The sequence below is a fragment of the Bradyrhizobium sp. USDA 4454 genome (assembly GCF_054822705.1).
Genome location: NZ_JBTRCN010000001.1, coordinates 534,975 through 560,286 on the forward strand (window position 1 = coordinate 534,975; position 25,312 = coordinate 560,286).

Sequence of the window (25,312 nt, forward strand, 5' to 3'; positions counted from 1 at the left end):
GCTCCATCCGGGCTGCGCTCACTGCGGACAAGCAGGCGCGCTGAACCATTTGGTCAGCGCCTCAGTGAGCCCCGCCTGCGTTTGTTCTCCGACCCACGCCACGTAACCGTCGGGCCGCACCAGCACCGCGGCCGGGGCCGCAACCGTGCCGATCGCCGGAAGCTCCCATTCGCCGTCATACGCGGCGTCGACCAGCCGAACCCGGTCGGTCCATCCCGCGATATCGATGCTGCCGGGCTTGCCGAAATTGAGCAGCACCGGCCGGGCCCGGTGCAGCAGTGTGAAGGCCCGCACCGGGCCGCCGGCGGCGACCAGATCGAGATCGGGCAGACGGCGTCCGAGCAGCGGATGGCCGCAGCCGAAATCGTATCGAATCTCCAGCCCGGACAGGACCGCGGCAAAGTGTCTGCGCGGCTCGTCCATGCTGAGCAGTTCGCGGACGAATTCATCCAGCGCCTTGGAGCGGTCGTCGGTACGGCGCAGCGCGACCTGCGCCATCGTATTGCGCAGCACGCGGGCGCCGATCGGGTGGCGCTCGGTGTGGTAGCTATCGAGCAGAGTGTCCGGCGCGATGCCCTTGACCACCTGCGCCAGCTTCCATCCAAGATTGACCGCGTCCTGCACGCCGATATTGAGGCCCTGTCCGCCCATCGGCGGATGCACATGCGCGGCATCGCCGGCGAGCAGCACGCGCCGTTCGCGATAGGCGTCTGCCTGTCGCGTCATGTCGGTGAACCGTGAGATCCAGCCGGGACTGTGGATGCCGAAGTCGGAGCCATAGACCGTGACGAGCGCCTCGCGCACATCGATCAAGCCGGGTTCGGCGGACTTTAGCTGCCGCTCGGTCAGCACCAGCCGCAAGCCGCGACCGTCCTCGATCTTGCCGATCCCGTGGATCCCGACGGCATCGTGGCGAAAGCCGAGCGGCGGCTCCTCCGCCATCTGCACTTCCGCGATCAGCCAGCTGGCGGTCGGTTCGAAGCCGGGGAAATCGATGCCGGCTGTCTTGCGAACCAGGCTGCGTCCGCCGTCGCAGCCGACGAGATAGTGCGCGCGCAGCAAATCGCCGTCGGACAGCGCGACATCGACGCCGCTGTCATCTTGTGCAAAGCCGGTCACGTCACGCCCGCGATAGATCGGCACGCCGAGTTCGCCGGCCCATTCGGCCAGGATGCGCTCGATATGGTTTTGCCACAGCGCGAGCGTGTAATTATGCCGGGTGGGAAAGTCGCTGAGATCGAGCGGTATCGGGTGGACGTGCACGACCGGATGGCGCTGCCCTTCCGCGACGAAGCGATCCGCAACGCCGCGCTGGTCGAGCATCTCGAGGGTGCGCGCGTGCAACCCGCCTGCACGGGAGCCCACAAGTTCCTGGCTGGCGCGCCGCTCGACAATCGCGACGTCGATTCCCCCCAGCGAAAGCTCGCACGCCAGCATCAATCCGGTCGGTCCACCGCCGGCAATCACCACATCATGTTCACGCATCGCGCGCTCCTCCGTTTGATTGGGCGCGCGTTCTACGGGATCACCCCGGGCTTGCGGCAAGCCCGGGGGGTCTACATATATCTGAGTGGGGAGAGGGTGTTTGGCTCGAACCAACTCCGAGACATCATTGCGACGAACGGCGCAGCAAATTCGCCGTCGTTCCGGCTTTCGCCGGGACGACGGTGGAAGATAGCGAGACTAGAACTCGCCGTGGATGCGGCCGGAGAAGATGTGCACCGGGCCGCGGTCGGTGTTGTAGGCGGGGTTGGTGATGAACTGATAGTCCGCGGTCACGGTCAGGTTCTTGTTCACCTGATAGGCGTAGTAGGTCTCGAAGATCCGCTCCGGGCTGTAGTTCAGCGCACCGTCGCCGATTAGAAGGCCGAGGCCGCCGGCAGCGAGGTAGTCGCGGTGCGCGGCGGACAGCCCGTTGATCGCGCCGCCGATGCCGATCGTGTCGTTCGCCCGGCCCCATCGGCTGCCCTTGATCGAGAGGCCACCGGAGACGCTGCGATCGACGTCGGTGAACGACAGGATCTCGGTCCGGCCATCGTTCCAGCTGAGGCGGCCGAACAGGCCGACATCGGTGACGATCTGCTGCTCGCCGTTGAGGTAGAAGCCGTATTTGGTGTTGTTCTTGCGGATACCGGCCATCACGTCGTTGATGTCGAGCGCGGGGTTGGCGTCCTCGATCGCGAGCGCCTGGGCGTAATTGCCGGTGTTGCCGCGATTGCCGAACACGCCGACGCGCAGCTTGCCGGGCTGATCGAAGATCGCGTAGCGGCCTTCGAATTCCACCACCGCACCGCCGGTGCTGCCGTTGGAGATCAGCACGTCGCTGTTCGGTGCATTGGGCACCTGGAACACGCCGGCGCGCACCGCCCAGTCCTTGCGGTTGAGTTCGACCACGGCGCCGCGGGTGTAGCCGGGCAGATCGGCTGGGAAGTCGTAGGCGGCGGAGGCCCACATCGCCCAGTTCATGAAGTCGGCGCGCGGATCCTTGGCGTAGGAATTGCCGTCGAAGAAATCGCCCACCGCAAAGCGGCCGACCACGATCGTGAGGCGATCGATGTCGCGCTTGCCGGCAATCTGGTTGGGACCGTCGGCGACGTCTTCCTGCTCGCCGCCGAAGCCGAAGGTCTGCTTGAAGAAATAGCGCTGCGGCCGGATTTTCGGGAACGGCGCGCCGGCCTTTTGCGCTTCACCGTTCGAGAAGCCGGCGAGGCCGAGCGTGCCGTTGAGGCCAAATCCCTGCGCCGTCTCCGGGTTGAAGTAGAGCTCGCCGCCTTCCCAGAGCCGCACGCCGAGAAACGCCGTCGTGGTCCAGGTCTGCTGCACCTGACTCACGCCCGGCAGGCTGTTGGTGCCGGAATAGGGCGCGCGGAACGACGGATAGCCCTGGCCGAGCAGCGTGGTCTGTCCGTGCACGCTCCAGTCGCTGGACTCCGGCAGTGCGCTCCGCGTCGGCGTCGCCGACCAGGGCGAGTCGCCGAGCTGGTAGTTCAGGCCGAATTTCAGCAAATGGATGCGCGGCTCGATGCTGATGCCGGGCATGCCGAAATCGTCGAGGCCGAGCGTGCGTCGCGACAGGTCGATGTACTCGTATTCGAGCTTGGCGGTCCAGTTGCCGCTCAGCGCAAATTCGGCGCCGGCACCGACCGTCCAGCCGGTCTGATACTGGCCGGGCTCCGAGATCACGGTGTCGGCGGCATCATTGACCCTGACCTGGGTGTGGCCCCAGGCGAAGCCGCCGGTCACATAGGGCATCCAGGTGCCGAAGCTGTAGCCGGCGCGGCCGCGTACGGTGCCGACATAGTCGATCGAGGCGTTGAAGGGACCCGGCGGACGCCGCACCGTATCGGTCGGTCCGGTGAAGGTCGCGTCCGCCTCGACGCCGAGCACGAAGCGGTTGGCGAATTCCTTGTTGTAGCCGGCCTGGAAGCCGCCGATCCCGCCGGTGATGGTGGGCGGAAAGAACACGCCCTGCTCCAGGATCGCGTTGGTGCCCGGACCCAGCGTGCCGTCGCCATAGCCGACATGGCCGCCGACATAGAAACCGGTCCAGCTGTAGACCGCCTTGGCGGCGGGAGACTTGAGGGGCAGATCGGCCGCGGTCGCCGGCGCGCCGAAGGCAGCCGCACCGAGCGCTGCGCCGGCGGCGATCTGAACCCGGAAGAGACGGACGCAGGTCATGACGCGGCGTTCCGCGAACGGTTGGCGGTTTCGCCCGTCATCACAGATTTGGCGGCCGCGTGCCACCCGAGATTTGAATTCATCGCCCGCCGTCCCCGGTCCGATTCGTATCGTCCCATCCAAAGCCAGATGGGCACCTGGCATCCTCAGTTTCTTATTGCAAATCACTCGCAATAGCAACTGATCGCTCCGGATACCTTTCCGATTTGCACGCCACGATGACGGTCACGCAACACCGCCGGGCCCCACGCCCCCGCGGCTGCGATCGGCCGCGCGGCTGTGGCAAATCGGTCGAGATCGGACCGCATCACCACCATTGCTCTTCCGTTGTTGCGACGAATGCGCGCCGCGATGCGCTGCCGCCGAGCACGATCCGAGCGCCGCTGACGATCGAGCTCGCCCGCTGTCGTCGATCGTCCACCGGCACTCCAGCCGGCCGTCGATCAGGACCCAATGGCAGGCCGGGGTTGGACGCCTGCGGCGGCCTGCCAGGCGGCAAAAGCCCTGCAGATTGTCATTGGAATGAAGGGCCGTCGGCGGCGAGATCCGCCGCGGCTGGAACGACCGGAATTTTGCGAGCCTTTCGAACATCGCTCACCTCCACTTCCGCTGGTCGCGGCAGGCCGGTGAGGAGCACACGGTTACGTCGGGCGCGACCCATCCACGCAGGCCTTCTGCGCGACAGTCTTGCTGTGTTGCGGCGTCAAGTGTCCCGTTGCCGGTCGACTGTCGCCTGAGTTGCTGCTGCCCATGTGCCTTCTGTCCTGGATCGTGGTCGAGTTGATATCCCGGAGTAAAACCCGATGCGGAACGCAAGTTCCGGCGATCGGGCACTGCGCCCGTGACAACGGCCTGTCAAGCCGCTTCGGCTATCCCCCGGGGAGGATCATGATTATCCTCCGGGGAGGATAGGAGAACCATATGCCCGACGACCATCCGCACGCTGCGATTGCCCGGCGCCTGAAGCGCGCCAACGGTCATCTGGAGACCATCGTCGAGATGATCGAGCAGGGCCGGCCCTGCTCGCAGATCGCCCAGCAATTGCAGGCGGTGGAGAGCGCGATCGAGAGCGCCAAGAAGGCGCTGATCCACGATCACATCGGCCACGGCCTGGAGGAGACGCTGAAGGCATCGGGAGCGAAGGGCCGCAGCGTGCTGCGCGACTTCCGGCTGATCGCGAAATATCTGTGAGACGGCCCGCGTGCGGCGAGCTCGCAAGGGCTGACCCGCCCGGGGATCACCGGACGGGTCGGTTGCGACACGGGGTGGATGAGGACCCGTGCCGAACGCAGGATCCGCAGCCCTAGAGCAAGATGGGTTTGAATTGAATTCGGTTCGGCCACGCGCTCGATTCACCTCTCCCCGATGGGGAGAGGTCGATTTGCATAGCAAATCGGGTGAGGGGCCGCGGCTCCAACGAGAGACCATAACCCCTCACCCGGCGCTACGCGCCGACCTCTCCCAAGGGAGAGGTGAACCTCCGCTGCCGCTCCGGCGCAACCTGATCCCATCATGCTTTAGAACTTGAGCCTGTCGATCAATAGCAGGAACGCACGCGGCCGATGTAGTTGCCGTAGGCGTCGAACTGGCGTACCCAGACGCAGCGGCGATAGCCGTTGTAGTAGTAGCCGTCATTGGCCGCGATCGCGCTGCCGACGATGGCGGCACCGACGAGGCCCGCGCCAACGCCCCAACCCCAGCCATACGGCCTGGCTTCGGCCTGCGAAGTGGTGGTCGCGATGGTGCCGGTCACGGCGAGTGCGGTGAGGGCGAGGGCGGCAAACTTGGTCTTGATCGACATGGAAAACTCCATCCTGTAAGGCGGCGGCGCCGGTGTGGTCCGCATGCCCGTTGGACGGAGGCTTTCCGGATCCGGTTCGAACGTCGCGACCGGAAATATGGTTTCGTGAATTGTTTCGTCGCTTCAGCCGCAGAGCGACCGCTTATGGAAATCTGGTGGATGGCGTCCTTGCCGCCCATCCTTCGAGACGCCCGCCTTTGGCGGGCTCCTCAGGATGAGGTCTTATTTCGCGGTGAAACTCTAGACCCTCATGGTGAGGAGCGCCGCTTGCGGCGCGTCTCGAACCATGAGGCCGAGCGCGTGCAGCCACGGAAGACCCTATGCGATGGCCCTGACGAAGCAGTCGCGGTCAGTTGCCGCCAAACACGCCGGGATCGAACCGGTCGACATCGGCCAGCAGGTCGCAGAACGCGCGGGCGCCGTGCTCGAGCAGCTTGTCGCCCTTCTCGGCCGAGGCCTTGGTCGCGTCGCCGATCGCACCAATCGGATTGAGATCCTGCGCCTGCCAGGCGAACGGCGCCGGGCGCTGTGTCGATAGCACGCGATGATCCTTCTCGATCTGCACGCTTGCGGGCTTGAAGTCCGCGATCGCGTCCTTGCGCACGGCTTGCGGATATTTCGCCAGCATGATCGAGGTCTCGACCGCGCCGCCATGGATGCCGTGGCGCAACTCGTCGGCATCGAACAGCCCGTCCGGCGTGCCGAAGCGCGACCAGCTCGTGGTCACCACCAGCATCTTGTGCTGCGCGCGCAGGTCCTGCGCCACCAACTGCATCGCGGCGGAATTGCCACCATGGCTGGTCACGATCACGAGCTTCCTGACCCCAGCGCGCGCCACGCTCTCGCCGAGCGCCATCCAGCTCTTCAGTGCGACCTCGGTCGGCAGCGTCAACGTGCCGGGAAAGTCGATGTGCTCGGTGGAGATGCCGACCGGCTGCAACGGCAGGAACGTGGCCGGGATCTTGGCCGGCAGCAGCTCGCGCGCCCGCGCCAGATACGCCTCGCCGATCATGACATCGGTTCCGAGCGGCAGATGCGGCCCGTGCTGCTCGGTCGCAGCCAGCGGCAGCACCGCGATCCAGCGCGCCGCCGCCCCCTTGGCGAGGTCGGGCCAGTGGATGGCGGTCCAGTCACGGGGCGGGAGCTGAGAGGTCATCGGGCCGGTCGTCTCAATACAGGCGTTTCATTGGATGGATTTGCAGGCTAGTTTATCCAACAATCATTCGGGGCGTTCGCGTCTCCGGGCGCGGTCCACGTGTCCCGCCTTCCATCATGGGCCATAATATCAGACGGAGTCCAACCATGATCCGGGCCTTTTTTCCGCGAGCGTTAACCACAAGCCTGCTGGCCGCTGCGTTCGGCCTCGCCCTGACCCTTGTCGCGGCACGAGCGCAGACTCTGGACAAGGTCTCGTTCGGCACCAATTGGGTCGCCGAGGGCGAGCATGGCGGGTTCTTCCAGGCGCTGGCCGACGGCACCTACAAGAAATACGGCCTCGACGTCACCATCGTGCCCGGCGGCCCCAACGAGAACAACCGCATGCTCCTGATTGCGGGCAAGCTCGACTTCTTCATGAGCGCGAACTCGCTGCAGACCTTCGACGCCGTCACCAACAACGTGCCGCTGGTCGCGGTCGCTGCCATGTTCCAGAAGGACCCGCAGGTCTTCCTGACCCATCCCGAGGTCAAGGTCACGAAGATCGAGGATCTGAAGCCGCTGACGCTTCTGATCTCCAAGGAGGGCATCACCAGCTACTTCCAGTGGCTGAAATCCGAATACGGCTTCGACGAGAACAAGGTGAAGCCCTACACCTTCAACCCGCAGCCCTTCATCGTGAACAAGCAGACCGCGATGCAGGGGTATGTCACCTCGGAGCCCTTTGCGGTCGAGAAGGCCGCCGGCTTCAAGCCGAACGTGCTCTTGCTCGCCGATTACGGCTTCAACTCCTATTCGACGCTGATCGAGACCCGCCGCGACCTGGTCGACAAGAAGCCCGATCTGGTGCAGCGCTTCGTCGATGCCTCCGTTGTCGGCTGGTACACCTATGTCTATGGCGACAATTCGGCCGGCAACGCGATGATCAAGAAACTCAACCCCGACATGAACGACGAGCTCTTGGCCTATTGCGTCGCCAAGATGCGCGAGCATGGCATCGTCGACTCCGGCGATTCCGTCAAGAACGGCATCGGCGCCATGACGGATGAGCGGATGGCGACCTTCTTCGACAAGATGGTGCGCGCCGGCGTGGTGAAAAGCACCATCGACTATCGCCAAGGCTACACGCTGCGCTTCGTCAACAAGGCGGTCGGCGTCGAGCTCCGGCCGAAGAACTGACGGGCGCGGACGGGCGCAATGAGGTTTAGCGCAGATGTTGCGGCGCTGGCGGTCTACCTCTCCCCTTGTGGGAGAGGTCGCATCGCATCGTCAGATGCGATGCGGGTGAGGGGTTCTGCTCTCTCATGGGACCTGCGCCCCCTCACCCGCGCCTGCGGCGCGACCTCTCCCCGGTGGGGAGAGGTGCAGTTTGCGGCACGATCGTGTGCAGCAATATCTGGCCGTCGATGGTAGGGAGCATCGTGCCGGATACCGATATCAGCAGCTTCGCCGTGCGCCTGCGCGGCGTCAGCAAGACCTATGACAGCGGCGTGACGGCGCTCGGCCCGCTCGACCTCGATGTCAGGCGGGGCGAGTTCGTCTCGCTGCTCGGGCCTTCCGGCTGCGGCAAATCCACCGCGCTGCGAATTATCGCAGGTCTTGCCACGCCGAGCACCGGGAAGGTCGAGCTGGCCCATCACGGCGCGGCGCAGCGCGGCAGCCACAGAATCGGCTTCGTGTTTCAGGAGCCGACCCTGATGCCGTGGGCCAATGTGCATGACAATGTCCGCCTGCCGCTGAAGCTTGCCCGTCTGCCTGCCGCCGCTGCCGATGCCCGCATCGAGGATGCGCTCGATCAGGTCGGACTTGCGGAGTTCGCTGACGCCTATCCGCGCGAATTATCCGGCGGCATGAAGATGCGGGTGTCGCTGGCGCGTGCGCTGGTCACCGATCCGGATATTCTCTTGATGGACGAGCCGTTCGCGGCGCTCGACGAGATCACGCGCTTTCGCCTCAACAACGATCTGTTGGCGCTGTGGCGCGATCTGCACAAGACCGTCATCTTCGTGACGCACTCGGTGTTCGAGTCGGTCTATCTGTCCGAGCGCGTGATCGTGATGACGGCGCGTCCGGGCCGGATCGGTGCCGAGTTTCGCATCACCTCATCGGAGCCGCGCGGCGAGGAGTTCCGCACCTCGGCCGAATATGCCGCGTTCTGCCGCGAGGTCTCGGGCGCGCTGGCGCCGTCTTATGCAGGGCAGGCGGGCGCATGACGTCTCCGCAGGACCTCGTCCGCTTCGTGTTGCCGGTCGCGGTGTTTGCCGCGGGCCTCCTGCTCTGGGAGTCGATCGTCCGCGCCTATGGCATCCAGCCCTATGTGCTGCCGAGCCCGCTGCTGGTGCTGAAGACGCTGGTTACGGACTGGCCGGTGCTGTCGCAATCGCTCGTCGTCACGCTGTTGACCACGCTCGAAGGTTTCGTGGCCGCGGCGATCGGCGGCGTCGTGCTGGCGCTGCTGTTCAACCAGTCGAAATGGCTGGAATATTCGCTGTTCCCCTATGCCGTGATCCTGCAGGTCACACCGGTCATCGCGATCGCACCGCTGCTCCTGATCTATCTGCAGCAGCAGACCGCTGTCATCGTCTGCGCCTGGATCGTGGCGTTCTTTCCGGTGCTGTCGAACACCACGCTCGGCCTCAGCTCGGTCGATCGCAACCTCGCCGGATTGTTTCAACTATATGGCGCCTCGAAGCTGCAGACGCTGCTGTTCCTCAAGCTGCCCGCCGCGCTGCCCTATATCCTCGGCGGCCTGCGCATCGCCGGAGGATTATCGCTGATCGGCGCCGTGGTCGCGGAGATCGCGGCGGGCAGCGCCGGGGCCGGCTCGGGCCTCGCCTTCCGGATCGCTGAATCCGGCTACCGGCTGAATATTCCCCGCATGTTCGCGGCCCTTCTGCTGCTATCGCTGGCCGGGATTGTCATCTATGGGGTGCTGGCGCTAGTTTCCCACCTCTTGTTGCGCCGCTGGCATGAAAGCGCGTTAGGAAAGGACAGTTGATGGCCCCGATTTCCTCCGAAAAGATCGACCTGTTGATCTATGGACCGATCCGGCCAATCCTCGAAAACGGCTTTCCCGATCAATACGTGCTGCACCGGGCCGAAAGCCGCGGCGACCTCGAGCGCCTGACGCCGGACACGATGAGCAAGATCCGCGGCATCGCGGTCACCTATCACACGATGGCGACCGACAAGACCGCGCTGGCGCTGTTTCCCAAGCTCGAGATCGTCGGCAGCTTCGGCGTTGGCTACGACCACATCGATTCCGCCTATGCGCGCGATCACAATATCGTGGTCACCAATACGCCCGACGTGCTGACCGAGGAGGTCGCCGACGTCGCGATGGGGCTGTTGATCGCGACGCTGCGCGAGTTCGTCAAGGCCGACCGCTATGTGCGCTCCGGCCTGTGGCAGACCCAGAACTATCCGCTCAGCGTCGGCTCGCTGCGCGACCGCAAGATCGGCATCGTCGGCATGGGCCGGATCGGCCAGGCGATCGGGCGCCGTCTCGAGGCCTCGCGGGTGCCGGTGTCCTATCACTCGCGCAATCCGTCCAAGGACGTCTCGTACAAGCACTATCCTGATCTGATCGAGATGGCGAAGGCGGTCGACACCCTGATCGTCATCGTGCCGGGCGGCGCCTCGACTGCGAAGATGATCAATGCCGACGTCCTGAAGGCGCTTGGGCCCCGCGGTGTGCTGATCAATGTCGCGCGCGGCTCCGTAGTCGACGAGGCGGCGCTGGTCGCCGCGCTGAAATCCGGTACCATCCTCGCCGCCGGTCTCGACGTGTTCGCGGCCGAGCCGAACGTGCCGGACGAATTGAAGGCGATGCAGAACGTCGTGCTGCTGCCGCATATCGGTTCGGCGTCGGTGGTGACGCGCAATGCGATGGACCAACTCCTGGTCGACAACATCAGGAACTGGTTCGCCGGCAAGCCGCCGCTGACGCCGGTTGCCGAAACACCGGTCAGGGATCGCTGATGCCGCTGTCCCGCTGCAACGTCGTCCTGCTTGCGCTGCTGGCCGCATCCGGTCCGGCTGCCGCGCAGGACGTCGAGACGTTGCAAAAGGACATGATCGGGCAGTGGGAGCTCGCCACCACGGAGCGCAGCAAGACCTGCGTCGTGACGCTGAAGGGCGACACGACGCCTTCGGGCTTCAGGCTCGAGCTCGAGCCGGGCTGCGCCGCCGCGCTGCCGTTCACCAAGGACATCACCGGCTGGAGCATCAAGGGCCTCGGCGACATCGTGCGGCTGCAAAATGCGACCGGCGAGGCGGTGATCGATTTCACCGAGGTCGAGACCGGCATCTTCGAGGGCATGCGCACCAACGAGGGCGTCTACATCCTGCAAAACCTCGCCGCCGCCCGCTCGCTCGCCAAGTCGATGGACCAGATGATCGGCGACTGGTCGATGGTCCGCGGCAACGGCCAGGCGATCTGCGGCCTGGTGCTGACCAATACCGACGCCGGCAACGACAATTTCCAGGTGTTCCTGAAAGGCAAATGCGATCCCGCCATCGCCGCCTTCAACCCGACGCAATGGCGGCTCGACCACGGCCAGATCATCCTGATGTCCGCCAAGGGCGAGACCTGGCAATTCGAAGCCGACGACAACGCCCAATGGCGCCGCGTCCCCGACAGCGCCGACCCGCTGATCATGCTGCGCGAGCAGTAGGGGACAAACAGGCGCTTGAACCTCCCCTTGAAAAGGGGAGGCCGCTTTGCTCGTAGAGCAAAGCGGGTGGGGATCCGCCCTCTCCACTCGTAGCGGACCCGCGGCTGACCCCCATCCCGACCTTCCCCCTTTCAGCGGGAAGGAGAAGAATCGGTCGCCTCAAAATAATTCCCCAGCCCCTGTCGATCCGGCTCCTCCCGGATCGTCGTCTCCCATAGCGAGCCGGACTTGCGGCGATCAGCGCCGCGCCTCGCCCAACAGGAGTTTTCCGATGCGGTTCATGTATATCGTTACCTCGCCCCAGCCTCCGCGCTCGCCAACCCCGGCCCTGATGGAGGCGATGGGCAAGCTGGCCGAGCGGGAGATCAAGGCGGGTCGCATGATCGATACCGGCGGGCTGCTGCCGGTCGCGATGGGTGCCCAGGTGCGCATCACCGACGGCAAGCTCAACGTCATCGACGGTCCCTTCGTCGAGACCAAGGAGATGATCGGCGGCTATGCGATCTTCGAGCTGCGCAACAAGGAGGAGGCGGTCGCGGCCGCGGTGGAGTTCATGCAGCTGCACAAAGAGCACATGCCGGGCTGGGAGGGAACCTGCGAGGTTCGTCCGTTCGCCACCGCGGGCGCTGATATTGGCTGCCAGGTCGACCTCACCGCCGGCGTCTGATGCGCGGCGCGATGACATCACGTCGGCGGCGATGACGGCCGCCGACATCCAGGCCACCATCCTTGCGGTGTGGCGCATCGAGCAGCCGCGGCTGATCACCAGCCTGTCGCGGATGCTGCGCGACGTGCCGCTCGCCGAGGATCTGACCCAGGAAGCGCTGGTCGCTGCACTGGAACACTGGCCGGCCGATGGCGTGCCGGAAAAGCCGGGTGCCTGGCTGATGGCGACCGCCAAGCGCCGCGCGCTCGATCATATCAGGCGCAACCGCATGCTGAGCCAGCGGCACGGCATGCTTGCGCATGATCTGGCGCGGGAGCAGGAGATCATGCCCGATTTCGATTCCGCGCTCGACGACGATATCGGCGACGAATTGCTGCGGCTGATCTTCACCGCCTGCCATCCGCTGCTGTCGCGCGAGGCGCGCGCCGCGCTGGCGCTGCGGATGATCTGCGGCCTCACCACCGAGGAGATCGCGCGCGCCTTCCTGCAGAGCGAGTCGGCCATCGCCCAGCGCATCGTGCGCGCCAAGCGCACGCTGTCGGACTCCGGTCTCGCCTATGAGACGCCCGGCGGCGCGGAGCTGTCCGAGCGGCTCGCCTCGGTGCTCGAGGTGGTCTATCTGATCTTCAACGAGGGCTACACCGCGGCACGCGGCGACGAATGGCTGCGGCCGCAACTCTGCAACGAGGCACTGCGCATCGGCCGCGTGCTGACGTCGATTGCGCCGTCCGAGCCGGAAGCGCACGGGCTGCTGGCGCTGATGGAGTTCAACGCCTCGCGGATGGGGGCGCGCACCGACGCGGCCGGCGCGCCGATCCTGCTGATGGAGCAGAACCGCGCGCTGTGGGATCGGCTGCAGATCCGCCGCGGGCAGCTGGCGCTGGCGCGCGCCCGCGAACTCGGCGGCGCCGGCGGCTTCTATGTGCTGCAGGCCGCGATCGCCGCCTGCCACGCCGAGGCCGACACGCCCGAGGCGACCGACTGGCACCGCATCGCCGCGCTGTACGGCGATCTCGCGGCGCTGCTGGACTCGCCGGTGATCGCGCTCAACCGCGCGGTCGCGATCGGCATGGCCGAGGGGCCGCTGGTCGCGCTCGCGATCGTCGATGGTCTCGCGAATGAACCGGCGCTGAAATCCTACCATCTGTTGCCGAGCGTGCGCGGCGATCTCCTGCACCGGCTGAGCCGCTTTGCCGAGGCGCATGCCGCGTTCGAGGCCGCCGCCGCACTGGCCGGCAATGCGCGCGAGCGCGAGTTCCTCAAGCGCCGTGCCGCCGCTGCGCGCGCCGCGCAGGACCAGGGCCGTCACTGACGGCTCCGCGATTTCGACTCAAAGCTCTGGCAGGCTTGCACGAGATGTACCGAACAGGGAACTGCCGCCATGACCAAGCCATCCGTGCTGGCGATCGGCCTCGACCCGACCTTCGTCGATCTCTCCGTCGTCCCGCAATTCACGCCCGAGCTTGTGCGCAGCTATATCGACGCGCAGATCGAGGGCTTGCGGACGCTCGGCTACGACGTCGAGAGCTGCCTGATCGATCTCGGCGAGACCGCGGAAGCGGTGACGGCGGCGGCCCTCAATGCGCGCCGCTATGATTGCATCGTGATCGGCGCCGGGCTGCGCGAGCCGCCGGAGCGGCTGCTGCTGTTCGAGCGGATCCTCAATCTGGTGCACCGGCTCGCGCCTGGCGCCGCCATCTGCTTCAACAGCAACCCGGCCGACACCGCGGCTGCCGTGCAGCGCTGGGTCAAGCCTTAGAGCGTTTTCGAGCGAAGTGGACACCGGTTCGCGTGAAGAAAACGCGTCAAACAAAAAGCTAGAGCTCCGGTTCTGATTCAATCACAACCGGAAATGCTCTAGGCGCAACCGGCGCGGCCTTGCCGCGCAGCCCCCATAGCAGCAGGACCGAGCCAGCGATGATCGCAAGACCGATCGAGATGAACCCGGCGGTCACCAGCGTTTCCTGCCACTGCGCGGCACTCCGCCCGGCGGCGGTGACCGGCGAGAGTGCACCGGTCCCGAGAAGCGCGGCGAGCGTCGTCACGGCCCAATTGCCATAGGTTCCGCACAGCAGTGCCCAATAGGCTGCGACGCTCGCGCGGGACGACAGCCTGACCTCGCCCCAGATCGCGCCGACTGCGAGCAGGAACGTGCCATTCATCACGCCCTCCAGATGCGCCGCGAGCGCCATCCGTACATTGCTGAAGTGCTGCTCGAGGAGGCCGGTCAACAGCCCGATCAGGAACAGAGCCATGCCGTGGAACAGCAGCCGGCGTCGATAATCCATCTTGCACCCCCTCAAATAGCCTTGCCCGGAAATGAGCCGATCATACCAGAAAGTACGGAGGCTCCGGCCGGCGACAGGGCCGCGCCACTGGGGTCTGCCTGCCCATGGCGGAAGGGGCCGGGGTCCGTCGTGGGCTGGCCTCTTGCGCGAAGGCCCGGCGGTTGTTGCCGGCGGCAACCTATGACACCATTTCGATCCCGATTTGTTTTTGACTTTGGAAGCCTATGCCGCGCCGCAAATTCGCCTGGGAGAAGCTGTCGGACGAAGAGTTGCTCGAGCAGCGTCTCAGCAGCCTGAGGGTTGCGGTCGAGGACACCTGGCTCGCGGACTGCGTCAGCACGCTCTACGAGGAGCTCGAGGAACGCGGCTTGCGGCTGCGGCCGCACACCTGGATCTCGAGCGAATGGTTCAGTCCGGCCGATGTGCCCGGGATCGCCATTCCGTTCTATCTCGCCCATCCCCGCCTGATGAAGCTCGAGAAAAAGATGATGCTCGACGTCGAGGGCGGCACCTGGTCGGAATGCATGGCGATTCTCCGTCACGAGGCCGGCCATGCGGTGCAGCACGGCTACCAGCTGCAGCGCCGCCGGCGCTGGCAGCAGCTGTTCGGCCCGTCGTCGAAACATTATCCGCGCTATTACCGGCCCAATCCGGCCAGCCGCAACTATGTCCAGCATCTCAGGCGCTGGTATGCGCAGAGCCATCCGGACGAGGATTTCGCCGAGACTTTTGCGGTGTGGCTGCGGCCGCGATCGAACTGGCGGACGCGCTATGCCGGCTGGCCGGCGATCAAGAAGCTCGAATATGTCGACGAGCTGATGGGCGAGATCGCGGGCAAGCGGCCGCCGCTCGTGAACCGCGAGCGGGTCGATCCGCTATATACGCTCAAGCAGACGCTCGGCGAGCACTACCGGAAGAAGCAGGCGTTCTACGCCTTCAACCCGCCCAAGACCTACGATCGCGACCTGTCAAAGCTGTTCTCCGCCGATCCCCGCCATTACCGGCACCCGCCGGCCGCGTCCTTCATCCGGCGGCATCGCGCCCAGGTCAGGCAGCTGGTCGCACGCTGGACCGGCGAAAACCAGCTGACGCTCGATGCGGTGCTTGATGATATGATCTCGCGCTGCCGCGAGCTCAATCTGCGTGCCGTCGGCCCCGAGCAGAAGCTGGTGACCAACTTCACCATCCTGCTGACCGCCAAGACCATGCACGCGCTGTTCGGCCCGTCGCGCCGGAAATGGATCGCGCTATGAAACACTCTCGCATTCTGGTGCTGATGCACCCGGACTGTGTGCCGCCGGACTCCAGCGACGGATATTCCGCGCGGGAGATCAACGAATGGAAAACCGAATATGACGTCGTGAGTACCCTGCGCGCAACCGGCCATGACGTTCGGCCGCTCGGCGTGCAGGAGGAAATCAAGCCGGTGCGCGACGCGATCGAGGACTTCAAGCCGCACGTGGTGTTCACGCTGCTGGAGGAGTTTCATTACGACGTCGTGTACGACCAGCACATCGCGAGCTATCTCGAGCTGATGAAGATCCCCTATACCGGGTGCAACCCGCGCGGCCTGATCCTGGCGCGCGGCAAGGACCTGTCGAAGACGCTGGTGCATCACCGCCGGGTTCCGGTGCCGGCCTTCGCCGTGTTCCCGATGCGCCGCAAGGTCAGGCGGCCGCCGCGTCTGGCGCTGCCGCTGATCGTCAAGAGCCTGAGCAGCGACGGCTCGCTCGGCATCTCGCAGGCCTCGATCGTCGATACCGACGAGAAGCTCGCGGAGCGCGTCGCCTTCATCCATGAACGGATCGGCACGGCCGCGATCGCCGAGCAGTTCATCGAAGGACGCGAGCTCTATGTCGGCGTGCTCGGCAACAACCGGCTGCGGGTGCTTCCGGTCTGGGAGTTGAAATTCGGCAGCATGGGCGGCCCGGCTGCGCGGCAGATCGCAACCGAGAAGGTCAAGCACGACACCAGCTATCAGGAGCGCGTCGGGATCGCGGATGGCCCGGCCGAGGACCTGACACCGGAACTCTCCGCGCACATTCAGCGGCTGGCAAAGCGCATCTATCGCACCCTGGGGCTCGACGGCTACGCGCGGATTGACTTCCGCCTGTCGACCAACGGCGTGCCGTATTTCATCGAGGCCAATCCCAATCCGGAGATCGCCAAGAGCCAGGAGTTCGCGACCGCCGCCGGGCATGACGGGCTGGACTACCCGGGTCTGTTGAACCGCATCCTGACGCTCGGGATCAGCCGCGCCAAGGCCGGCGTGTCGCTGGGCTGACCGCCGCCATCACAGGCTGCGCTGCGTCACGTGGCGCCGCGCGTCCCTCGGGATGAACATCGCAAACGTTTCCCTAACGCGCGCCGCCGGGGTCGTGCTGGCGGTGGCCGTGGGAGCCGCGTCCGCCGTGACACGAAACGCATCCGGCTCCGGCCAGCGCCGTGCAAGGATTTCGTTTACCGAACCCGGCATCGCGAGCGGGTTGCGGCGGCAGGTATCGTAGACGTACAAACCGGCAAGAAAAATCGATACGACAGCAAGCATCGTCCTGAAAATCGGCATTGTGTTTGCGCCTTCTTGATTGAGGCGAACAATGCCCGGCGAGGGTGAACCGCGGGTTGAGCGTTGCGGCCGATCGGCCGATACGGTTCCCAACTGATGAACGTGGCTGTGTAAAGAGCTCGCTTACCAATGCCTTCAAGGTTGCGGCAACCAGCTTTCCTCACCGGCGGGAAAGAACTCCGGCCTATCCTGACGCAAAGACAAGAAGCTCAGGAGGCTCCATGTTCGTCGCCCTTCGCGTTATGATCCTGATCGCCAGTGCCTTTGCCGGCTCCGCCGTGGCGGAGATGCAGTTTGCGCCGCTGCCGAGCGCTGCGGTCTCATCCGCGCCGTAGCACCGGCGCGCGGAGCACTCAACGCGCGACTGCGGCAACGCCGATCGCACGGGCCGCATTCTCCGTCATCCGCGTCGCCGTCAGCCGCAGGAAATACAGCGACAGCCCCGGATTGCGTTCGCACAGCTTCCGCAGCGCGCCGTCGCTGATCCACAACAGATCCACATCGGTCGCCGCGAGCGCCGTTTGCGTGCGGCGGCGCTCGAGCGAGAACAGTCCGATCTCTCCGAACAATTCGCCCGCCGATACGCTTCGATCGATCTCCGGAAACCTGACCTCGCCCGCGACGACCATGTAGAGCAGGTCGGCGTCGTCGCCTTTCCTGAAGATGATTTCTCCGGCCTTGACGTGCTTGGGCCGCATGAACGGCTGCAGCCAGCTCGGCGAGAGATCAGTCGCTGCGGCGAGCTTGGCCTTGCGCAGCAGCCGAACCATCTGGAGCAGTAGCAACACATTCAACGGCAGCAGGATGACATGAAGGGCGAGCACCGGGTATATCCGTGCGCCCAACCCGTAGCCGATGAATGCGAGATTGCTGAATATCGCGACCGAGCGGAGGCTCAACATCGTGCTCATGCAGAACGTCAGCAAGACAAGCGCTGACGCGAGATAACCCAGGCCATCGATCAACGTCATGACAACGCCCACTGGAAAATGATTTGCAAGCAAACTGGTCGGAAAACGATCCGCAACATACACCGGTGCGCCCGGTTCCCTGAGTGGAAATGTGGCCGGCCTGCGCGTGCGACGCCGCAAACGGCGGAGCCCTTCGAGGCGATTGCGGCGAAGCCGCGATCTCTGCTGGTCAAGTGCAGAACCCTACCGCCATCTGCATTGGAACTTCGGCGCCTTCCGCAGCTTGACGAAAGCTAGACCCGTTGGGATGCGCGATGTTTCGACATTTTTTCGTTGTGCGATTTGCCCTTGTTGTTTTGCTTCTGCCGGCCGCGCCGGCGATCGCGGCAGGCCTCGATGCCGCCGCGATCAATGACGCGGCGGCGCCGCCGGCAAAAGTACCGGGCCGTCAACAGGTCAATGCCTCGATTGCCAAGCTCGAGATCCTGCTCGACCGCGCGCAATTCTCTCCCGGCGAGATCGACGGCAAGTTCGGCGAGAACGCACAGAAGGCGCTCGCTGCGTTTGCTCAAGCCAACGGATTGTCCTTCGACAAGACGGTGTCGGCCGATCTCTGGAGCAGGCTCGCCGCCGCCAGCGAAGGGCCTGCGACGGTTACCTACACGATCGCCGATGCCGACGTGAAAGGTCCGTTCTTGAAGAAGATCCCCGCGAAAATGGAGGATATGAAGAGCCTCCCGGCGCTGAACTACACCAGCCCCCGCGAGGCGATTGCGGAAAAATTCCACATGAGCGAGGCGCTGCTGCAGGCACTTAATCCAGGACAAAAGTTCGACAAGGTTGGTGACAGCATTGTGGTCGCGAACGTGCTCGACGCCGGAAAGCCGTCGGCGATTGCGCGTGTGGAGGTCGACAAGACACGCCAGACGCTCAGCACATTCGACGCTGCGGGCAAGCTGCTCGCCTTCTATCCCGCAACGGTCGGCAGCACGGAGAAGCCGACGCCGAACGGCACGTTGAAGGTGACGGCAGTCGAGAAGAACCCGACCTATCACTACAATCCGAAATACAAGTTCAAGGGCGTCAAATCGAACAAACCGTTCACGATCAAGCCTGGCCCGAACAACCCGGTCGGCTCGGTCTGGATCAATCTCTCCGGGGAGGGCTACGGCATCCACGGCACCGGCAATCCCGACAAAGTCTCCAAGGCCGAGTCCCATGGCTGCGTCCGGCTCACCAATTGGGACGCGGCGCGCGTCGCGGCCGGTGTCGCCAAGGGGACACCGGTCACCTTCGTCGAGAGCGCGCGATAACGTGACGGGCGCGGGACCTAGCGCAGGAATCGTTGGCATGCCAATGTCGCGCCGTGCCAAACCCGCAGGAGGTCAGGATGCGAACGTACATAACAAACATGGTGGGAGCACTCTGCGCCATCGCGATGGTCGCGAGCGCGCACGCCGCAGTGAAGGAAGAGCCGGTCACCTATTCCGACGGCGAGGCCACGATGAAGGGCTTCGTCGTCTATGACGACGCGACCCAGGCCAAGCGGCCCGGCATCGTCATGGTGCATGAATGGTGGGGCATCACGGCGCATATCCATAACGAGGCACGCAAGTTCGCGGAGCAGGGCTACACCGCGTTCATCGCGGATATGTATGGCGACGCCAGGACTGCCGACAACCCGAAGGACGCCGGCGCGCTCGCAGGCTCGGTGATGAAGGATCCGAAGGTGATGGAGCAGCGCTTCAACGCCGCGCGGGAGCAGCTCGCCAAGCAGGCCTCGGTCGATCCGCAGCGGATCGGCGCAGTCGGTTACTGCTTCGGCGGCGCAGTGGTGCTGAACATGGCGCGCGCCGGCGCTGACCTCGCAGCCGTTGCGGGCTTCCATGCATCGCTCGGTCTCAACACGCCCGCGCCGGCACCGGGAGCCGTCAAGGCCAAGATCCTGATCCTTAACGGCGCCGACGATCCGTTCGTGAAGCGCGAGCAGTACGATGCGCTGAAGAAGGATTTCGACGCCGCGAAGGCCGATTACCGGATCGTCGAATATCCCGGCGCCGTGCACGCATTCACCAACCCGGAAGCCACCGAGCTCGGCAAGAAGTTCAACCTGCCGCTCCGATACGACGCCAAGGCGGATCAGGAATCGAAGGCTGAAGCCGCCAAGCTGTTCGCGGCCAACCTCAAGAAATAAGCAGGAAAGGTGGCTGTGGCCTTGCTGAACAAGGCCGCCGCCGTTCAGCACACTGTCATCGCCCGGCTTGCCGCCCTCCGCTAAAGCTTCGGCGTGCCAGCGACTCATGGCCTCGTCGAAGCCTTGGCGAAGACGGGACCGGGCGATCCACTATTGCAGAGGCCGTTGCGCTTGAGCCGAGAGGCCGCTGCGTACTGGATCACCCGCTTTCGCGGGTGATGACAGCGGAGAATGCCGCTCCATATGACGCCGTCATTGCTTCGCTTCGCCCGCAATCGCGGCGTGACGGTGCGTTCGCGCGGTGAAGCCATGCGGAGGACGCAGTCGGCCGCGCGGATGCTGGCCGGCTCCCGCGGTTGCCATGCGTCGCCGCCCGGCCGATGATGCGCAAAACAGATTAAGGTCAAACGAGAGGGAGCGAATGCGCGGGCGTCGTGTGCTGATGGAATCGTTCGTGTCGCACGGCGTGCGCCACATCTTCGGCAATCCCGGCACGACGGAGACGCCGCTGCTCGACAGCCTGCCGGCCTTTCCGCAACTCGACTACATCATGGCGCTGCATGAAGGTGTCGCGGTCAGCGCGGCCAGCTTCTACGCGCAGGCGTCGGGACGCGTCACCGTCGCCAACTTGCATGTCGCTCCCGGCCTCGGCAACGGCATCGGCTCGCTCTACGGCGCGCTGAAGGCAGGGTCGCCCGTGGTTGCGACCGCAGGCCAGCAGGATACGCGGATGCGGCTCGACAATCCGCTGCTCGGTCATGACCTGGTCGCGATGGCAGCTCCGGTGACCAAGTGGAGCGTGCAGATCGAGCGCGCCGACGAGATCGCGCCGATCATGCGCCGCGCGTTCAAGGTGGCGACCGATGCGCCGCAGGGGCCGGTGTTCGTCGCGCTGCCGATCGACGTCCTGGAGCAGGAGACCGCGGTCGAGGCATCGACGCCGGATCGCTTGTGGCGATCGACGCGCCCCGATCCGGCTGGCATCGACGCACTGGCCGCGCTGCTGCTCAAATCGAACAATCCGGCCGTCATCGCCGGCGACGACGTGGCGCGATCCGGCGGCGAGCAGGCGCTGGTGGCGCTCACGGAGATGATCGGCGCCACCGTGTGGTTCGAGGGACTTCGGCACCACGCGCCGTTTCCGACCAGCCATCCGAGCTATCGCCAGTCGCTGCCGGGCGATGCCCGGCAGGTGCGCAAGGCGCTCGGCGAGAGCGATCTCGTGCTGCTGATCGGCGGTCCGTTCTTCGAGGACATCTGGTTTGCGCCCGGCGGCCACATCCCCGACGGCGCATCGGTGCTACAAATCGAAGCCTCGGCCGAGCGCCTTGCGCTCAACAACCGGCTCGATGCCGGCATGGTCGGCGACATTGCCGTCAGCATCGGCGCATTGGCCGACGCGGTACGCGCCAAGGCGGGAGCGGAGTTCAGGCAAGCCGCGCAAAGCCGCAATGCCAGGCTTTCCCAATTGCAGGCGAAGGAGAGAGAAGCCTATCGCGCGCGCGTGGAGAAGAGCTGGAACCGGGAGCCGAGTTCGATGCCGCGGGTCATGGCGGAGCTGCGCCGCGGCCTGCCCGATGACGTCGTCGTCGTCGATGAAAGCATCACGGCGAGCCTCGATCTCGCGCGTGCCTTCGACTATCGCGGCTTCGGCGATTATTTCGGCGGCCGGGGCGGCGGCATCGGCCAGGGCCTTGCCGGCGCGATCGGCGTCAAGGTCGCGATGCCCGACCGTCCGGTGGTCGCGATCTCCGGCGACGGCTCGGCGATGTATGCGATCCAGGCGCTGTGGACCGCCGCGCACCACAGGCTTGCGATCGTGTTCGTGGTGCTCGCGAACCGCGAGTACCGCATCCTCAAGCACAATGTCGACGTCTGGCGTCAGAACTTCGAAGCCGGTACCCAGCATCCCTATCAGAACATGGATATCACCGGCCCCGCGCTCGACTTCGTGCATCTCGCGGCCGGCATGGGCGTCGAGGCGGTGAGGGTTGAGAAGGCCGACGACATCGCCGGCACCGTCGCAAAGGCCGTCGCGACCCGCCGGCCATACCTCGTCGAGATCGCAATCGAAGGCAAACGCTGACCACCGGAGCAGTTTCATGGCAGGCATTCTGGACGGCAAGGCCGCATTGGTGACGGGTGGCGGCTCCGGTATCGGCCGGGCAACCGCGATCGCGATGGCGCGCGAAGGCGCGCGCGTGGCGGTATCCGACCTTTCGAAGGACGGCATCGAGGAGACGGTCGCGCTCATCAATGCCGCCGGCGGCCAGTCGATCGCGATCCAGGGTGACGTCACCGACGAGGCCGATGTCGCGAACATGGTGGCGCGCACGGTTTCGGCGTTCGGCCGTATCGATTGCGCGTTCAACAATGCCGGTGTGGCCGCGCGCTCCGTCGGCCCGCCCGGCCAGCGCATTCATGAACTGACGCAAGCCTCGGTAGCGAAGATGTTATCGGTGAACCTGATGGGCGTGTTCCTGTGCCTGAAATACGAGGTCGCACAGATGCTGAGGCAGCGCGGGGGCGGCGCCATCGTCAACACGGCCTCGATCGCGGGCCTGGTCGGCCTCGCCACGTCGGGCCACTATGTCGCGACCAAGCACGGCGTCGTCGGGCTGACCAAGTCTGCCGCGATCGAATATGCCCAGGACGGCATCCGGGTGAACTGCGTCAATCCCGGATACATCAAGACGCCGATGACCAAGGAAACGATGGACGAACGTTACGACGAGATCATCGCCAAGGTTCCGGTGCGTCGTTTGGGCGTGCCCGAGGAAATCGCCGAAGCCGTGGTCTGGATGTGCTCGGACAAAGCCTCGTTCATGACCGGCGCATCGCACGTGGTCGACGGCGGCTACAGCGCGGCGTGAGATTGTCGAGATTTGTTGCATCTGCCGGCGGGCTAACCCGACGAATGAGGTCGTTCGCATCGTCGGTTCGGGTTCGAGGCGCGCTGATTGCCCGCTTCGTCATTCCGGGGCTCGCGAAGCGAGAGCCCGGAATCCATTTCACCACACGTGATGCGGCCCAATGGATTCCGGGCTCGTGCTTCGCACGCCCCGGAATGACGAGATGAGAGTGTTGCGGGCCCCTTACATCTGAGTTGCCCGACGGCGCAAGCCCCCGCAGCAAAAATATTTCGCTTTATCCGAAGAGCAACTCAGTGTATGAATTCGCTGTCTCACCCGACACGAGGGGCGCTTCGCGGTCGTCACGAACGCGGGTCGAGATGCGGTGGAGGCCGATTGCGCAGTCGACGAATGCGCATGAAGCGGACGGCGAAGTCGTGCAGGCCTGACGCCCTAGCGGTAGGTGTCTTTTCCGATTGCGCAATGCGCGTCGCGAAGACGGTGACAACAAAGCCCAGTCTCGCCGGGGAGAGCACGTATAAGCCGTAACCCATCGCGCAGGGAAAGCCGGATTGCTCCGGTTACACCTGTGGTCCTACCCCCGAGCTTTCTACCCCATTGCTCGGGGCCCATGGGTGCGATCGGCACCCGGCTTTCCCTGCGCCCTCACCCAACGGAGAGGGCGGAACGACAAGCAAAGCTCGGACAATTCATGTCGCGAGAATGCTAACTTATGGGCGCACCACAAACTCACCGTCGTCCCGGCGAAGGCCGGGACCCATTACCCCAAATGCGCATTGTTGTGCGACGCTGGGGCTACAGCATACTTCAACAACACAACCCTGTGGCTATGGGTCCCGGCTTTCGCCGGGACGACGGGTGGAGAGAGCCGTGCGATCACCCGCCTTCGCTTTCGCGGGTGATGACACCGAGAGCTTGTTGTTTGACAGGTTGAATCAGAACGCCTCCGTCGAGCCCGCACGCCTGTCATCGCGGGCGACTGCGCGAATCTTCAGTGCTCCGGAAATTGTGCGCCCCGGCTTCGCGGCAGCGGGGCTAATGATCCGTCTTCGGTGCCTTGATCGGTGCCTCGGCCGCGATGTCGAAGCCGAGCCGGAGCGCGCGCTCCTGGCGCTCTTCGGTCAGGAGCCTGAGCTCCCGTTCCAGCGACCGCGCGACCTCGTCCTGGGTTTCCTTGGAGTGGCGGCGGGAGCCGCGGTGCGGTTTGGCCGTTTCGGCAGTCACGGGAGAAACCCTTGTCATCACAGTGTCACAGGCCCTGATGCCACGACCGGAGTCCGACCGACAATCAAAAAGTATTCAGTGGACGCCGTTTGGCAGGTTTGTTGCGTGTCTGACTCAAATTTAAGCAGAGAATTCTCCTGGACCTCGCGCGGCGCCGAAGCCGGTCGGCCCACGGTCTCATCAATTCGGATGAGAGAGCCCGGTTCCGGCGAAATCATTTCCGGATTCGCACGAAGGCGTCCTGAAACCGACAAGGTCTAACCTTAGTAGCGTTGTGAAGGACGGTGCCTGGTGAGACGCTGATGGCTGCGGTCGTGAGATCCACGATCCGGGTTGTGAGGTCAGTTGGTCCTCCTGAGACCTTGGGGATGATCTCTGAAATGAAGAAGCCGAATGCTGTGCCATATGTCTGGGCGGCTGCGTTGATTGCGGTCGCGATTTGGGGAGTGAGCGGCACCCCGCAGATGGCGCACACCTCCGCCAGCACGCATCTGGCCCGGGCGCGATAGAGCTTTTCGCTATAGCTTCGGCCGCAGCGAGCGCTGCATATCCATCGTGTAGGTATAGCGCCCTTCGGGGTGCGTGGTGATGGTGACCTCGAACAGCTCCTCGCGCACGCCGTAATAGCGGCGGATCACGGTGAGAGCCGGCGAGCCGGTCTTGACGCCGAGCGCCTTGGCGATCGGTGCCGGCATGCTGCGCACGAAGATCTCCATCTGGGCGCGTTCGGTGACCTGGCCGTACATCTTGGCGATCTGCTCGTGCACCGGGGTGCGGCCGTGGTCGCTGCGGGTCACGACATCGGCGAACCGGCGCAACACATAGATCTCGGTCCAGCCGAGCGGGGCGGCGAACTGGTCGGAGCGGCGCACCGCCTCGATCAGGAACCAGCTCTTGCCGGGTTCGCATTTCAACAGCCCGGCCAGCTTGCGGTCGGCGACGATGTCGCCGCTCGCGACCACGTCGCGGTAGGTTTCGTTGGAATAGCGCAGCCACTCGCCGAGCGATTTGACGCTGTGGGTGAACAGCACCGGCGGCTCGGCTGCGATCACCACCGAACCGAGGCCGGCGCGGCGCACGATCAGGCCCTGGTCGATCAGGATGCGCAGCGCCTCGCGCACGGTCTGACGGCTCGCCTGATAGCTCGCCATCAGCTCGGTCTCGGTCGGCAACAGGTCGCCGACCGCGTAGGTGCCGAGCCGGATGTCCTTCTGCAATCCGGTCGCGATGTCGCGGTAGCGGGAGGATCTCGCTCGGTCCGGTTGTTCAGACATGGCGG

General features: G+C 64.9%; 24 protein-coding genes. 15 read left to right on the plus strand and 9 right to left on the minus strand.

Going from position 1 to position 25,312, the window contains the following annotated elements; translation table 11 throughout:
* Positions 1-18 precede the first annotated feature (18 nt).
* Both ACVIW0_RS02420 and ACVIW0_RS02425 read right to left on the minus strand, forming a co-directional pair.
* Positions 19-1,485 carry an FAD-dependent monooxygenase gene (locus tag ACVIW0_RS02420; protein WP_461350869.1) on the minus strand — a complete coding sequence of 489 codons (1,467 nt, stop codon included), beginning with the start codon at positions 1,483-1,485 and terminating at the stop codon, positions 19-21.
* Between the two features lie 198 nt (positions 1,486-1,683).
* On the minus strand, positions 1,684-3,678 hold the full coding sequence (locus ACVIW0_RS02425) for a carbohydrate porin (protein WP_461350870.1): 1,995 nt from the start codon (positions 3,676-3,678) through the stop codon (positions 1,684-1,686).
* A 921-nt stretch (positions 3,679-4,599) separates the two neighbouring features.
* Here ACVIW0_RS02425 and ACVIW0_RS02430 point away from each other — a divergent pair.
* Positions 4,600-4,869, plus strand: a complete 270-nt coding sequence (locus ACVIW0_RS02430) for a metal-sensing transcriptional repressor (RefSeq protein ID WP_461350871.1) — start codon at positions 4,600-4,602, stop codon at positions 4,867-4,869.
* Between the two features lie 346 nt (positions 4,870-5,215).
* Here ACVIW0_RS02430 and ACVIW0_RS02435 read toward each other — a convergent pair whose 3' ends face one another.
* On the minus strand, positions 5,216-5,479 hold the full coding sequence (locus tag ACVIW0_RS02435) for a hypothetical protein (RefSeq protein ID WP_461345544.1): 264 nt from the start codon (positions 5,477-5,479) through the stop codon (positions 5,216-5,218).
* A 349-nt stretch (positions 5,480-5,828) separates the two neighbouring features.
* Positions 5,829-6,635 carry a creatininase family protein gene (locus tag ACVIW0_RS02440; RefSeq protein ID WP_461350872.1) on the minus strand — a complete coding sequence of 269 codons (807 nt, stop codon included), beginning with the start codon at positions 6,633-6,635 and terminating at the stop codon, positions 5,829-5,831.
* 146 nt (positions 6,636-6,781) lie between these two features.
* Between ACVIW0_RS02440 and ACVIW0_RS02445 the strand changes: the two genes are divergently transcribed.
* The 8 genes from ACVIW0_RS02445 to ACVIW0_RS02480 all read left to right on the plus strand — a co-directional run bounded on the left by ACVIW0_RS02445 (position 6,782) and on the right by ACVIW0_RS02480 (position 13,736).
* Positions 6,782-7,813 (plus strand): ABC transporter substrate-binding protein, encoded by a 1,032-nt coding sequence (locus tag ACVIW0_RS02445; RefSeq protein ID WP_461350873.1) that lies wholly within the window; start codon positions 6,782-6,784, stop codon positions 7,811-7,813.
* Between the two features lie 227 nt (positions 7,814-8,040).
* Positions 8,041-8,847, plus strand: coding sequence for an ABC transporter ATP-binding protein (locus tag ACVIW0_RS02450; protein WP_461357226.1), 807 nt, complete (start codon positions 8,041-8,043; stop codon positions 8,845-8,847).
* The gene (locus tag ACVIW0_RS02455) at positions 8,844-9,632 is read left to right on the plus strand and encodes an ABC transporter permease (protein WP_461350874.1); all 789 of its coding nucleotides are present in this window, start codon (positions 8,844-8,846) and stop codon (positions 9,630-9,632) included. The genes ACVIW0_RS02450 and ACVIW0_RS02455 overlap by 4 nt, the downstream gene beginning before the upstream one ends.
* Positions 9,632-10,615, plus strand: a complete 984-nt coding sequence (locus ACVIW0_RS02460) for a 2-hydroxyacid dehydrogenase (protein WP_461350875.1) — start codon at positions 9,632-9,634, stop codon at positions 10,613-10,615. The genes ACVIW0_RS02455 and ACVIW0_RS02460 overlap by 1 nt, the downstream gene beginning before the upstream one ends.
* Positions 10,615-11,310, plus strand: a complete 696-nt coding sequence (locus ACVIW0_RS02465; protein ID WP_461350876.1) for an AprI/Inh family metalloprotease inhibitor — start codon at positions 10,615-10,617, stop codon at positions 11,308-11,310. Before ACVIW0_RS02460 ends, ACVIW0_RS02465 begins: the two co-directional genes overlap by 1 nt.
* 271 nt (positions 11,311-11,581) lie before the next feature.
* Entirely contained in the window at positions 11,582-11,977 is a 396-nt protein-coding gene (locus ACVIW0_RS02470) for a YciI family protein (protein ID WP_461350877.1), read from the plus strand.
* Between the two features lie 31 nt (positions 11,978-12,008).
* On the plus strand, positions 12,009-13,289 hold the full coding sequence (locus tag ACVIW0_RS02475) for an RNA polymerase sigma factor (RefSeq protein ID WP_461357227.1): 1,281 nt from the start codon (positions 12,009-12,011) through the stop codon (positions 13,287-13,289).
* Between the two features lie 69 nt (positions 13,290-13,358).
* Positions 13,359-13,736: a hypothetical protein gene (locus ACVIW0_RS02480; RefSeq protein WP_461350878.1), complete on the plus strand. Its 378-nt coding sequence runs from the start codon at positions 13,359-13,361 to the stop codon at positions 13,734-13,736.
* Between the two features lie 58 nt (positions 13,737-13,794).
* On the opposite strand, the gene ACVIW0_RS02485 is transcribed toward ACVIW0_RS02480, so the two are convergent.
* Positions 13,795-14,265, minus strand: a complete 471-nt coding sequence (locus ACVIW0_RS02485; RefSeq protein WP_461350879.1) for a hydrogenase — start codon at positions 14,263-14,265, stop codon at positions 13,795-13,797.
* A 224-nt stretch (positions 14,266-14,489) separates the two neighbouring features.
* On the opposite strand from ACVIW0_RS02485, the gene ACVIW0_RS02490 reads away from it, so the two are divergent.
* A complete protein-coding gene (locus tag ACVIW0_RS02490; protein ID WP_461350880.1) occupies positions 14,490-15,518 on the plus strand; it encodes a putative zinc-binding metallopeptidase in 1,029 nt (342 codons plus the stop codon).
* Complete coding sequence (locus tag ACVIW0_RS02495) at positions 15,515-16,549, plus strand: D-alanine--D-alanine ligase family protein (RefSeq protein WP_461350881.1); 1,035 nt, start codon at positions 15,515-15,517, stop codon at positions 16,547-16,549. The genes ACVIW0_RS02490 and ACVIW0_RS02495 overlap by 4 nt, the downstream gene beginning before the upstream one ends.
* Before the next feature lie 9 nt (positions 16,550-16,558).
* On the opposite strand, the gene ACVIW0_RS02500 is transcribed toward ACVIW0_RS02495, so the two are convergent.
* Together ACVIW0_RS02500 and ACVIW0_RS02505 are read right to left on the minus strand one after the other, a co-directional pair.
* Complete coding sequence (locus ACVIW0_RS02500; protein WP_461350882.1) at positions 16,559-16,831, minus strand: hypothetical protein; 273 nt, start codon at positions 16,829-16,831, stop codon at positions 16,559-16,561.
* A gap of 353 nt (positions 16,832-17,184) precedes the next feature.
* Positions 17,185-17,802 carry a cyclic nucleotide-binding domain-containing protein gene (locus ACVIW0_RS02505; RefSeq protein WP_461350883.1) on the minus strand — a complete coding sequence of 206 codons (618 nt, stop codon included), beginning with the start codon at positions 17,800-17,802 and terminating at the stop codon, positions 17,185-17,187.
* Positions 17,803-18,056: 254 nt separating this feature from the next.
* On the opposite strand from ACVIW0_RS02505, the gene ACVIW0_RS02510 reads away from it, so the two are divergent.
* From ACVIW0_RS02510 to ACVIW0_RS02525, 4 genes are all read left to right on the plus strand, one after another.
* Positions 18,057-19,055 (plus strand): L,D-transpeptidase family protein, encoded by a 999-nt coding sequence (locus ACVIW0_RS02510; RefSeq protein ID WP_461350884.1) that lies wholly within the window; start codon positions 18,057-18,059, stop codon positions 19,053-19,055.
* Positions 19,056-19,132: 77 nt separating this feature from the next.
* Positions 19,133-19,936 carry a dienelactone hydrolase family protein gene (locus ACVIW0_RS02515; RefSeq protein WP_461350885.1) on the plus strand — a complete coding sequence of 268 codons (804 nt, stop codon included), beginning with the start codon at positions 19,133-19,135 and terminating at the stop codon, positions 19,934-19,936.
* 421 nt (positions 19,937-20,357) lie between these two features.
* Entirely contained in the window at positions 20,358-22,022 is a 1,665-nt protein-coding gene (locus ACVIW0_RS02520; RefSeq protein ID WP_461350886.1) for a thiamine pyrophosphate-binding protein, read from the plus strand.
* Positions 22,023-22,038: 16 nt separating this feature from the next.
* On the plus strand, positions 22,039-22,809 hold the full coding sequence (locus ACVIW0_RS02525) for an SDR family NAD(P)-dependent oxidoreductase (protein ID WP_461350887.1): 771 nt from the start codon (positions 22,039-22,041) through the stop codon (positions 22,807-22,809).
* 1,035 nt (positions 22,810-23,844) lie between these two features.
* Here the strand turns inward: ACVIW0_RS02525 and ACVIW0_RS02530 are convergent.
* The gene (locus ACVIW0_RS02530) at positions 23,845-24,033 is read right to left on the minus strand and encodes a hypothetical protein (protein ID WP_461350888.1); all 189 of its coding nucleotides are present in this window, start codon (positions 24,031-24,033) and stop codon (positions 23,845-23,847) included.
* A 518-nt stretch (positions 24,034-24,551) separates the two neighbouring features.
* Positions 24,552-25,307 carry a GntR family transcriptional regulator gene (locus ACVIW0_RS02535; RefSeq protein ID WP_461350889.1) on the minus strand — a complete coding sequence of 252 codons (756 nt, stop codon included), beginning with the start codon at positions 25,305-25,307 and terminating at the stop codon, positions 24,552-24,554.
* Positions 25,308-25,312 lie beyond the last annotated feature (5 nt).

Bases quoted from the DNA above. Each gene is read 5' to 3' on its own strand.
- ACVIW0_RS02475 (WP_461357227.1), top strand. From the start codon at position 12,009: ATGACGGCCGCCGACATCCAGGCCACCATCCTTGCGGTGTGGCGCATC.
- ACVIW0_RS02500 (WP_461350882.1), bottom strand. From the start codon at position 16,831: ATGCCGATTTTCAGGACGATGCTTGCTGTCGTATCGATTTTTCTTGCC.
- ACVIW0_RS02535 (WP_461350889.1), bottom strand. From the start codon at position 25,307: ATGTCTGAACAACCGGACCGAGCGAGATCCTCCCGCTACCGCGACATC.
- ACVIW0_RS02445 (WP_461350873.1), top strand. From the start codon at position 6,782: ATGATCCGGGCCTTTTTTCCGCGAGCGTTAACCACAAGCCTGCTGGCC.
- ACVIW0_RS02455 (WP_461350874.1), top strand. From the start codon at position 8,844: ATGACGTCTCCGCAGGACCTCGTCCGCTTCGTGTTGCCGGTCGCGGTG.
- ACVIW0_RS02520 (WP_461350886.1), top strand. From the start codon at position 20,358: ATGCGCGGGCGTCGTGTGCTGATGGAATCGTTCGTGTCGCACGGCGTG.
- ACVIW0_RS02525 (WP_461350887.1), top strand. From the start codon at position 22,039: ATGGCAGGCATTCTGGACGGCAAGGCCGCATTGGTGACGGGTGGCGGC.
- ACVIW0_RS02460 (WP_461350875.1), top strand. From the start codon at position 9,632: ATGGCCCCGATTTCCTCCGAAAAGATCGACCTGTTGATCTATGGACCG.
- ACVIW0_RS02425 (WP_461350870.1), bottom strand. From the start codon at position 3,678: ATGACCTGCGTCCGTCTCTTCCGGGTTCAGATCGCCGCCGGCGCAGCG.
- ACVIW0_RS02480 (WP_461350878.1), top strand. From the start codon at position 13,359: ATGACCAAGCCATCCGTGCTGGCGATCGGCCTCGACCCGACCTTCGTC.
- ACVIW0_RS02450 (WP_461357226.1), top strand. From the start codon at position 8,041: ATGGTAGGGAGCATCGTGCCGGATACCGATATCAGCAGCTTCGCCGTG.
- ACVIW0_RS02420 (WP_461350869.1), bottom strand. From the start codon at position 1,485: ATGCGTGAACATGATGTGGTGATTGCCGGCGGTGGACCGACCGGATTG.
- ACVIW0_RS02495 (WP_461350881.1), top strand. From the start codon at position 15,515: ATGAAACACTCTCGCATTCTGGTGCTGATGCACCCGGACTGTGTGCCG.
- ACVIW0_RS02465 (WP_461350876.1), top strand. From the start codon at position 10,615: ATGCCGCTGTCCCGCTGCAACGTCGTCCTGCTTGCGCTGCTGGCCGCA.
- ACVIW0_RS02470 (WP_461350877.1), top strand. From the start codon at position 11,582: ATGCGGTTCATGTATATCGTTACCTCGCCCCAGCCTCCGCGCTCGCCA.
- ACVIW0_RS02485 (WP_461350879.1), bottom strand. From the start codon at position 14,265: ATGGATTATCGACGCCGGCTGCTGTTCCACGGCATGGCTCTGTTCCTG.
- ACVIW0_RS02435 (WP_461345544.1), bottom strand. From the start codon at position 5,479: ATGTCGATCAAGACCAAGTTTGCCGCCCTCGCCCTCACCGCACTCGCC.
- ACVIW0_RS02440 (WP_461350872.1), bottom strand. From the start codon at position 6,635: ATGACCTCTCAGCTCCCGCCCCGTGACTGGACCGCCATCCACTGGCCC.
- ACVIW0_RS02505 (WP_461350883.1), bottom strand. From the start codon at position 17,802: ATGACGTTGATCGATGGCCTGGGTTATCTCGCGTCAGCGCTTGTCTTG.
- ACVIW0_RS02515 (WP_461350885.1), top strand. From the start codon at position 19,133: ATGCGAACGTACATAACAAACATGGTGGGAGCACTCTGCGCCATCGCG.
- ACVIW0_RS02490 (WP_461350880.1), top strand. From the start codon at position 14,490: ATGCCGCGCCGCAAATTCGCCTGGGAGAAGCTGTCGGACGAAGAGTTG.
- ACVIW0_RS02510 (WP_461350884.1), top strand. From the start codon at position 18,057: ATGTTTCGACATTTTTTCGTTGTGCGATTTGCCCTTGTTGTTTTGCTT.
- ACVIW0_RS02430 (WP_461350871.1), top strand. From the start codon at position 4,600: ATGCCCGACGACCATCCGCACGCTGCGATTGCCCGGCGCCTGAAGCGC.